Genomic DNA, 9887 nt, shown 5'->3' with positions numbered 1-9887 from the left:
GGTCGGAGCAGTAGGATTCGAACCTACGACCCCCTGGTCCCAAACCAGGTGCACTACCAGGCTGTGCTATGCTCCGATCTATCTCAGCTTTTGCTGTATCGCACATCGTGCGGTACGGTGTGCATTCTAGGCGCGACGCCCTCAGACGTCAACACCTATTGTCAAAAAAAGTTAAAAATCCTTATCAAATGTATATTTAACAAGCATTTTGAGGTTTTTTAACGCTTTAACGATGCACTAAAGGCTAACATTCGATCTAAAGGCATTTTGGCACGTTCAGCAAGCGCTGGTTCAACGTGTATTTCCTGATCGCCTTTTTGTAAAACTTCTAAAATTCCATCGAGTTCATTCATTGCCATCCACGGACAGTGAGCACATGAACGGCAAGTTGCACCCTCACCTGCTGTTGGCGCCTCAACTAAAATTTTATTTGGTACAGCTTGCTGCATTTTATAGAAAATACCACGGTCAGTTGCCACAATAAGTCTTTCATTTGGCAAAGTCTGCGCAGCTTTAATCAATTGAGAAGTACTACCTACCGCATCTGCAATGTCTACAACCGACTCTGGCGATTCTGGATGTACCAATACCGCTGCATCTGGGTACAATGCTTTCATGTTGGCAATACCACGTGCACGAAACTCTTCATGCACAATACACGCGCCATCCCAAAGCAACATATCAGCACCGGTTTTCTTTTGAATATAACGGCCTAAGTGCTGATCTGGTGCCCAGATAATTTTCTCGCCTAAGCTATCAAGATGTTCAACAATTTCGACCGCACAGCTTGATGTTACTACCCAGTCTGCTCGTGCTTTAACAGCAGCCGAGGTGTTGGCATAGACTACTACGGTGTAGTCAGGATGCTGATCACAAAATGCTGTGAACTCATCAACTGGACAACCTAAATCGAGTGAACACGTCGCTTCGAGTGTCGGCATGAGAATTGTTTTTTCAGGAGACAGAATTTTAGCTGTTTCTCCCATAAATTTTACACCTGCCACAACCAGTGTAGAGGCAGGATGATCTCGTCCGAAACGGGCCATTTCTAAAGAATCAGAAACACAACCACCTGTTTTTTCAGCAAGCTCCTGCACTTCAGGATCACAATAATAGTGAGCAACAAGGACAGCATCACGTTTTTTGAGCTCTGCTTCGATCTGTGCAAACTTTTGTTGTTTGGCTTCTTCACTTAAGCGGTTGTCTTTCGGCTCACCTAAACGGTCTAAATGCGCTTGTACAATGTTTTTTGCATCGTTGGCAATTAAAGTCGCATCACTCATAAAACGTCTTCTCTATCCTTCATGCTGGCATACCTGCTCGCATATAACGTTACTGCTTAAATGATTTAATAGTTCAATCATTTAATATCAAAAGGTGGGGCTAATAAAAAAGCCTCTTTGTCGAGGCTTGATTATAACTGAATATTTACGAACGGTAATCAGCATTAATTTTGACATAGTCATAAGATAAGTCACAGGTATATACCGTGTCTTTGGCTTGACCGCGTCCTAAATCAACTCGAATGGTAATTTCGGTTTGTGCCATAACACTTGCACCCGCCTCTTCGGTATAATCCTCGGCAGCTCCGCCATCTTTACAGATTTGTACTTCATCTAGCCACACTTGAATTTTAGACACGTCTAAGTCTTTCACCCCAGCATAGCCAATTGCCGCCAAAATACGTCCCCAGTTCGGGTCAGATGCAAAAAGTGCGGTTTTTACTAACGGTGAATGAGCAATGCTATAAGCAATATCGCAACATTCTTGAGTATTGCCACCGCCTTCTACAGCAACAGTAATAAACTTCGTTGCACCTTCGCCATCACGTACAATTAACTGTGCTAAACGATTCATTACACGCGCAAGTACTTCTAACACTTGAGCGTAGCGTGCATCGTTAATTGAAGTAATTTCAGCTCCACCTGCCTGACCTGTTGCCACAAAAATACAAGAGTCATTGGTTGAGGTATCGCCATCAATCGTAATACGGTTAAATGAATGCTCAACCGTTGTCTTTAATAAGCTTTGTACTAAATCGCGGCTAATAGGTGCGTCTGTAGCTACAAAGCTCAACATGGTTGCCATGTTTGGACGAATCATGCCAGCGCCTTTACTAATACCTGTCATGGTATAAGTAATACCATCTAGCTCAAATTGTTCAGATGCGCCTTTAGGCACTGTATCTGTGGTCATAATGCCAGATGCCGCGTCATACCAAGCAGCCTCTTGCAAAGTGTTTAATGCAGGTCGAAGTCCAGCCAGTAAACGCTCCATTGGAAGCTGCTCACCAATTACACCTGTAGAAAATGGTAAAATTTCTGAGCTATTTACCCCTGCAATCTCAGCCAATTTTGCGCAAGTATCTTGAGCATTTTTTAAACCTGTCGGCCCAGTTCCTGCATTGGCATTGCCCGTATTAATCACTAAATAGCGAGGGTTTCCTTGTGCAAGATGAGCTTTAGAGACATGAACAGGTGCGGCACAAAATGCATTTTGGGTAAAAACACCTGCAACATTTGAACCTTTTGCAAACTCAAAAATGACTAAATCTCGTCGGTTCGGGTAACGTACATATGCTTCTGTTGAGCCAATTTTTACACCTTTTACCACATGCATTTGTGGCATTGTTACGTCACCGACAGCCATTTTTAGAACATCCAGAGTTTGTTATGAATAAGATCAATATTTCAAAAAAGCGATGCAATGAAGCACTTTCTTCATGAAATATCATTGTTAACAGCTTATTAGAAAAGTCTAAAAAAATCGAGCGCAAAACGGCTCATTGTTGCTCTAGTTTCAACAAAATATCTTTCTTATCAAGACCACCAGCAAAACCAACTAATGCCCCACTCGCACCGATAACCCGATGACACGGCGCAATAATCGAAATCGGGTTTTTTCCATTTGCAGCGCCCACTGCTCGCACCGCTTTTTCATTACCAATTTGAATTGCGATTTCTTTATAACTTCTTGTTTCCCCATAAGGGATGGTGAGTAACGCAGCCCAGACCTGTTTTTGAAACAAGGTTCCTTCAAAATCTAACGGCAAAGTAAACTCACAGCGTTTGCCTTCAAAATATTCTTCTAATTGCTGCTGAGTTTTTAATAAAACTGGATGTTCAAGTTGTTCGACCAGCTCAGCCAGCCGAACACGTTTCGGATTTTCATTGTCCCAGAGTACTGCTACCAAAGCGTTTTCATTCGCGACTAACTTTAATTGACCAACAGGCGAATCAATATACTTATAAGATAGCAACATAGTTTATTCTCTTAGGACGGCGACGAAATTTTCATTAAAACCAAACCTGACACAATCAGTACAGCGGCAATCATTCGCATAGCACCCATAGGTTCATTGAGAAAGAATATACCGACTAGAAATGATCCAATTGCGCCAATTCCTGTCCAAACCGTATAGGCAGTGCCAAGGGGTAAAGTTTTCATTGAAATTGAAAGTAGAACTACACTCAAAATCATAAAAACCACAGTAATAATACTCGGAGTTAAGCGGGTAAAACCTTCGGACATTTTCATAGAATATGCCCAAATAATTTCAAATACACCTGCTAAAATTAAAATTGCCCAAGCCATAACGTTCACTTGTTCTTATTGTCAGGTCGTCCTGACATGATTACCCAGTCTGGGGGAGGTCGTTCCTCCTTTCTATTGAACTAGGAGTTTACTTTAAAATAAAAAATGAAGGCAATTGATATCAATTACATCACCTTCACTTACTAAATTTTAAAATTAAATTTCTTATATATTCAAATAAGTTAAAACCTGAAACTATTCATTTTTTAGGAGTAGAATTTTTCGAGCACTATTTAAAACGAATAATACAACAATCAATCCAATAATTAAGTCAGGATAATTCGAACCTGTAAAAGCAACTAGAATGCCAGCAACAATAACCCCTAAATTTACAATCACATCATTGGCAGAGAAGATATAACTTGCCTTCATGTGTGCTCCACTATTTTTGTGATCACTCATTAAATAAAGACAAGTAATATTCGCCGCAAGGGCTAATCCACCAATTAAAATCATTAAAATTGAAACAGGTTCACTGCCATATACAAAACGGCGTAGCACATCAATTAAAACAATCATGGCTAAACCGAACTGAAACCAACCAGAAAGATGTGCAGCTTTTAATTGAGCGTTAAGATTTTTACCGACTACGAATAAGGCAATGCCATAGATTGCAGCGTCTGCAAACATATCAAGTGAATCGGCGATTAACCCTGTCGATGATGCAATGATGCCTGCCATAAACTCAATGACGAACATGACAGCATTAATCAGTAATAACCACTGTAAAACCTGTTTTTGCGATGCACTTGTAGAAGTGTTACTTCGTACTTTTTTAGGTTTTTCGACGTAATCATAATGAGGTTGCGTCTGCTGCAATTCTGCGCCCAAGCCTAGGCGCTGTAAGCTTTGGGTTAACATTTCAGCCTGAGCACTATGATAAACCGCTAAATGACGGGCAGGTAAATCAAAATAGAGTTCTTGAATATCATCAGCGTAAGAGGCTAATGCCATACGTACCATCTGCTCTTCTGCAGCACAGTCCATTTTGGGAATATGATAATAGCTTACCCATTGACTCTTTTTAGAGACGAGCTGACTTACTCCCATATCTTTTTGAGGTACGACTTCACTTGTACACCCACAATTTGAGCAATTTTTATTTGCATTTATTTGATTCTCTTGTTTTTCTAAAGCCATCTGTGCACCATAACTGACACAAAAAACAATGCCATTAGTATAAACCAATGGCATGTCGTTAAGCTTACTTTTTGTTCTGCAATTAGAATTTTAGTGTTAACCCTGCTCCATAATACCAACCATGTTCAGAGTCGGTTCCAGTTTGCCAAGCCGTCTGTTTGAAACCTTTTTCATAGCCATAACCAACATCAACAAATGGCATTATCTTTTTGTTGATTTCATAACGGGTTTGAAAACCAGCTTGTAAACTCGAGATACCTGTTTTACTGGCATAGCGAGATTCATCTTGCAAAACAACATCTGCTTTTAAATAAGGTTTACCAATTAACTTTTGGGTAAAGAGTAAGTCTCTTTCAGTTTCTAAGCTTAGCTTCCACAACTGATCTTCACCTGCATACAGATAGGCATCGGTTTCAAAAAAGTAAGGGGCTAAACCATGTAAACCCACTACACCTGCCCAGCGGTCTTCTTTATTCCCTTCTCTTTGCAAACGTTCATAGTTCACCCCAGCCTGTACATCCCAATAGTCAGCTACATTGCGGCTATAAAGTACTGAACCGCCGTAATTAGCATCTTCGGACTCGGCTTTTTCAACATGAGCTTTAATGAACAATTTGTTTTCATCAGTTCCCACCCAACTTTCTAATTCAGAAGAAAAACTGCCTTCTCCTTCTTCATTTTGAGTCCAGCCCGTATCAATCGTAGTCGCCTGATAAACCTGACCACCATGTTCGCGTAAATGATCATGTGTTAAAGGTTCTTGAGCAAAAGTAACAACCGATACGCCAGAGAAAACACCGCAACATATCATTTGAGAAAATAACTTAGTGATGTGCATGACTAGCTCCTTTCTCATTTTCAGATTGAACAGGTGCTTGAGATGTGGGTTGTCCATCATTTACTTGAGCCACAATCAACTTATTCATCATTCCTGCACTCATGTGATAAAGCAGATGACAATGAATTGCCCATTCTCCCAAAGCATCGGCTGTCAATAACGCAGTAACAGTCTTTCCTGGTGGAACAATAACAGTATGTTTATTGGGTAAGTTTTCAGCTTGCTGACCATTTTCCAATTGCATAAACATGCCATGTAAATGCATTGGATGCGCCATCATGCTGTCATTCACGAACTTCAAGCGAATACGTTCGCCATATTTAACTTGTAATGGTGCAGCTTCACTAAATTTCTTGCCATTAATGGTCCAGATATAACGCTCCATGTTGCCGCCTAAACGGATAACGAGTTCTCTCTCTGGGGCACGCGTGTCTGGCTGAGGTGTTAAAGATTGCAAATCACTATATTGAAGAGCTTTCATACCAGCTGGTGTTGAAGCATTTGCCCAGCCATACACCGGCTCATCTTTTTTATTCGTATTCTCAGATTGAGCTGGCATCTCATACTTCATATTCATCATCGAATGGTCCTGCTCACTAGATGTCTTTGCCTGCATATCGTGTTTCATTTCAGGAATTTCTGACATGTTGTGCTTCATGGAATGATTATTTTTGCCAGATGACATATCTTTCATTTCATGGTCAATGTTCATCATTGCATGATCATGGTTGGTATGGCTTGCCTCTTTTTTCACTTCTGGCATCGCCGACATGTCATGTTGCATGTTCATTTGATGGCTAGCATGTTCATCACTCGATCCATCACCATGACTCATACCCATATCTTCCATGGTCAATAAAGATCGCGGGCGTGACTGCGGCATTTTAATTGGCCCCGCCGACTGAGTATTTTCATCATGCAAAGTACCAATGGCAAAACCACTACGGTCAATTGACTCTGCTTCAATCTGATAATTTGCCTGTTTAGGTTCAACAATCACATCGTAGGTTTCGGCCGTTCCAATACGAAACTCATCAATTGCAACAGGCTTTACTGGCTGCCCATCTGCACTCACGACTGTCATTTTCAAGTTTGGAATTCTGACATCAAAAAATGACATTGCAGAGGCATTAATGAAACGTAGTCGGACTTTATCTCCCGCCTTAAAATCACCTGTCCAGTTTTGCTGCGGTGTTTTTCCGTTGACTAAGAAGGTATAACCCGTCACATCAGACATATCTGTTTTTAACATCCGCATCTGATTCCACATCGAACGATCTTGCCAAGTTGCTTTTAAGCCTTGTGCTTTAACCTGCTTCCAGACATCAGATACGGTTTCACGGCGATTTTGATAATACTCAGCAGATTTTTTCAAATTCTTCATAATGCTATCGCTAGAAGAATTATGAAAATCTGAAAGCATCACAACATAATCACGGTCAGTTTTTTCATGCGCTGCAACTGGTGTTCTCCCTTTCGGGTAAATCACGAGTGGGCCATATAAACCGTCTTGCTCTTGGCCTTTACTGTGGGCGTGGTACCAGTAAGTGCCGTTTTGTTTCACCTTAAAGCGGTAAACAAAATCTCCGTTTGGAGCAATTCCTTTAAAATTATTAAAACCCGGTACACCATCCATTAATCCCGGCAATAACAAACCATGCCAGTGCAAAGACGTATCCTGATTCTTTAATTGGTTATGCACATGAATAACAGCGTCATCCCCTTCTTCAAACTCAAGGAGAGGTGCTGTAAATTTTCCATTTACGGTAATTCGTTTTAGCGGTTGGCCAGTAACATTTACCTGTTGTTCATTAATATTAAGGTGATATTCCTTAATTGCCGCGAGGGACCATGGTGAAACCAATAGCCCAAATACAGCGACTAAGCTGCTAATTGTTTTATGAGACATTGCTGTAATCCTTTTTAATTAAAAAATAAGTAAGAAAGGATTAAGCTTTAGGAGGACGTAAAATTTCTTGCCAGTATCCGGCTAAATGCTGAGCCTGATAAATACTGCTAAATTGAGACGATATTGGAATAAATGATGATTCAAGATCTGGTACAGCTTGCTGCAATGCCAGATTCACGATTTGACAATGTACGGGGTTACAGTCCTTACAATGCTCACCGTGCGAATGATCAGACTGAGTCATGGTTTGGTGACATACAGTCTGATCATCTGCTTGAACATGCATATTCTTATGCGAATTTTTTTCACTATGACATGGCACCGTGTGAAGATCATGCTGCATAGGCGTCTGAGCAATAGACACACCACTCCACCCAATGACCAAAGTCATTAGGAACACAAACCAAGCATACTTGCGTAAGTGTTGTAGGGCCATTGTCGTTTATTGCCTTATGCAATTTATAAATCTTAGGTCCACTAGCATAACCAAGTTTTATAACAGATACAATTTCCCATCTTAACTGTTTGTTATAGAGCAATTAAACAAATGGCGGTTGATGCTGAAGTACTAAATCAATTACCTGCAATGCACCTTCTTGTTCATTACTCGCAGCCGCATAAGGCGCTACTGCTTTTAAAGCTTCTACTGCATTTTCAACCGCAAAGCCATAACCCACGGCCTTAATCATCTGGATATCATTATTATTGTCGCCAATTGCAATCACTTGATCAGGTTCAACTTGCCATTTTTGTAATAGTAGCTTCAAACCATGCGCTTTATGCTGGTCAGGAAGAATAAGATCGATAAAGTCAAAACCACTTGAAACAGGAACTAATACTTTATCTGCCACAAAACTTTGCTGCTGAAGATCTTGAAAAATAGCAAAACTTTCATTTTCCTGAGCAATAAAAGTAATCTTACATACCAAGTCATCTAGTGCATAAAAGTCATCTATAACTGTCAGTTTTTCAAAATATCGAGCGACTTTGGCGTAGTCCTCGGCTTGCATACTCGTATGTACATAAGCACTCTGTTTTCCACAGATCACCATTTTAGATGTATAGGTTGAATTAATCGCTTTTAAAGTCTCAATAAATTGTTGCTGACTTAAATGAGCAAAAGCTAATTCTTGTCCTGCATCTACAACATGTGCGCCATTTTCTGCAATAAAAGCGATTTCATGACTAATTTCTGGAAAGTAGGTAACAAGCTTTGCGTGTTGGTTACCACTGGCAACCACAAAATGAATTTTATTTTGTTTGAGTTGTTCGTACTGTTTTAAAAAACGTGCTTTGTTGTACTGCTTCTTAGAATTAAGAAAAGTCCCATCCATATCTACCGCTAAAATTTTTATCGTCATTAATTGTTTAAATCTCTTACTAAAATCTTATTAAACCAAATTTAGCTTTATTTTTCATGACACTTTTACAGTTTTACATCTATATATCTATTAAAAAGTGTCCACACAGTATTATCGTTTTTTGCACAGGTTATTTTTTAGTAGAGCTTAATAAAAAACCAGATAATAAAATATCCAACTCGTATAAAAAAAGAACGCCAAAACGTTCTTTTTTTATACATTCTGTCTAAAGAATAAGCAGTTGATCTAATTTTGTTTATTTTACCAACATCTTATCCATATGGTTATCAACACAGTTATCCATACAGTTATAAACAAAGTTATCCACAAGCTTATTCTCGATTCAACATACTTTTTAAGCGTCTACACTACCTACTTTCGCAAGCTCTGCACGCATTTGATCAATTACAACTTTATAATCTGGTTGACCAAAAATTGCTGAACCTGCAACAAACATATCTGCGCCCGCTTCTGCAATTTCACGAATATTTGCAGGGCCAACACCACCGTCAACTTCTAAACGAATATCACGGCCACTTGCATCAATAATTTTACGAGCTTCACGTAATTTTTCTAATGTCATTGGAATGAACTTTTGCCCACCAAAGCCAGGGTTCACACTCATTATTAAAATTTGGTCAACTTTATCAAGTACATAATCTAGATAATGCAATGGCGTTGCAGGGTTAAATACGAGACCAGCTTTAGCACCACCTGATTTAATCAGTTGTAGTGAACGGTCAATGTGATGAGAGGCTTCTGGGTGAAACGTAATAATATCGGCACCAGCTTCCAAAAAATCTCCAATAATACGGTCAACCGGAGACACCATTAAATGCACATCAACAGGCGCTTTAATTCCATAATTTTTTAAAGCCTTACAAATGCCAGCACCAAAAGTTAAATTTGGAACATAGTGGTTATCCATTACATCAAAATGCACTACATCTGCACCCGCGGCTAACACTTTGTCTACATCTGCACCTAAACGAGCAAAGTCAGCAGATAAAATAGAAGGAGCAATCAAATAAGGCTTGGACATAGG

General features: G+C 39.8%; 10 protein-coding genes and 1 tRNA gene. All 11 read right to left on the bottom strand.

Annotated elements, in window-relative coordinates; translation table 11 throughout:
* Window positions 1-2: 2 nt before the first annotated feature.
* The 11 genes from KTH84_RS18645 to rpe all read right to left on the bottom strand — a co-directional run bounded on the left by KTH84_RS18645 (window position 3) and on the right by rpe (window position 9884).
* Window positions 3-76, bottom strand: a tRNA-Pro gene (locus KTH84_RS18645).
* Window positions 77-218: 142 nt separating this feature from the next.
* Window positions 219-1283, bottom strand: coding sequence for a quinolinate synthase NadA (gene nadA / locus KTH84_RS18640; protein WP_133975254.1), 1065 nt, complete (start codon window positions 1281-1283; stop codon window positions 219-221).
* Between the two features lie 145 nt (window positions 1284-1428).
* The gene (gene argJ / locus KTH84_RS18635) at window positions 1429-2649 is read right to left on the bottom strand and encodes a bifunctional glutamate N-acetyltransferase/amino-acid acetyltransferase ArgJ (protein ID WP_133975256.1); all 1221 of its coding nucleotides are present in this window, start codon (window positions 2647-2649) and stop codon (window positions 1429-1431) included.
* 133 nt (window positions 2650-2782) lie between these two features.
* Window positions 2783-3262, bottom strand: a complete 480-nt coding sequence (locus KTH84_RS18630) for a methylated-DNA--[protein]-cysteine S-methyltransferase (protein ID WP_202743703.1) — start codon at window positions 3260-3262, stop codon at window positions 2783-2785.
* 11 nt (window positions 3263-3273) lie between these two features.
* Window positions 3274-3594 (bottom strand): DMT family transporter, encoded by a 321-nt coding sequence (locus KTH84_RS18625; protein ID WP_042898571.1) that lies wholly within the window; start codon window positions 3592-3594, stop codon window positions 3274-3276.
* Window positions 3595-3789: 195 nt separating this feature from the next.
* Window positions 3790-4788 carry a cation transporter gene (locus KTH84_RS18620; protein ID WP_202743705.1) on the bottom strand — a complete coding sequence of 333 codons (999 nt, stop codon included), beginning with the start codon at window positions 4786-4788 and terminating at the stop codon, window positions 3790-3792.
* A gap of 28 nt (window positions 4789-4816) precedes the next feature.
* Window positions 4817-5572, bottom strand: a complete 756-nt coding sequence (locus KTH84_RS18615) for a copper resistance protein B (protein WP_262474712.1) — start codon at window positions 5570-5572, stop codon at window positions 4817-4819.
* Window positions 5559-7481, bottom strand: coding sequence for a copper resistance system multicopper oxidase (locus tag KTH84_RS18610; RefSeq protein ID WP_262474710.1), 1923 nt, complete (start codon window positions 7479-7481; stop codon window positions 5559-5561). Before KTH84_RS18610 ends, KTH84_RS18615 begins: the two co-directional genes overlap by 14 nt.
* Window positions 7482-7521: 40 nt before the next feature.
* Window positions 7522-7917, bottom strand: coding sequence for a hypothetical protein (locus tag KTH84_RS18605; RefSeq protein WP_202743708.1), 396 nt, complete (start codon window positions 7915-7917; stop codon window positions 7522-7524).
* A gap of 103 nt (window positions 7918-8020) precedes the next feature.
* Window positions 8021-8842, bottom strand: coding sequence for a Cof-type HAD-IIB family hydrolase (locus KTH84_RS18600; RefSeq protein WP_202743709.1), 822 nt, complete (start codon window positions 8840-8842; stop codon window positions 8021-8023).
* 355 nt (window positions 8843-9197) lie between these two features.
* Window positions 9198-9884: a ribulose-phosphate 3-epimerase gene (gene rpe, locus KTH84_RS18595; protein WP_202743710.1), complete on the bottom strand. Its 687-nt coding sequence runs from the start codon at window positions 9882-9884 to the stop codon at window positions 9198-9200.
* Window positions 9885-9887 lie beyond the last annotated feature (3 nt).

It is taken from the genome of Acinetobacter sp. WU_MDCI_Abxb74, assembly GCF_025513915.1.
In the GTDB taxonomy this organism is placed as follows: Bacteria; Pseudomonadota; Gammaproteobacteria; order Pseudomonadales; family Moraxellaceae; genus Acinetobacter; species Acinetobacter calcoaceticus_C.
Note: the sequence above shows the minus strand (reverse complement) of the source record. Positions and strands in the feature narration are given on the sequence as shown.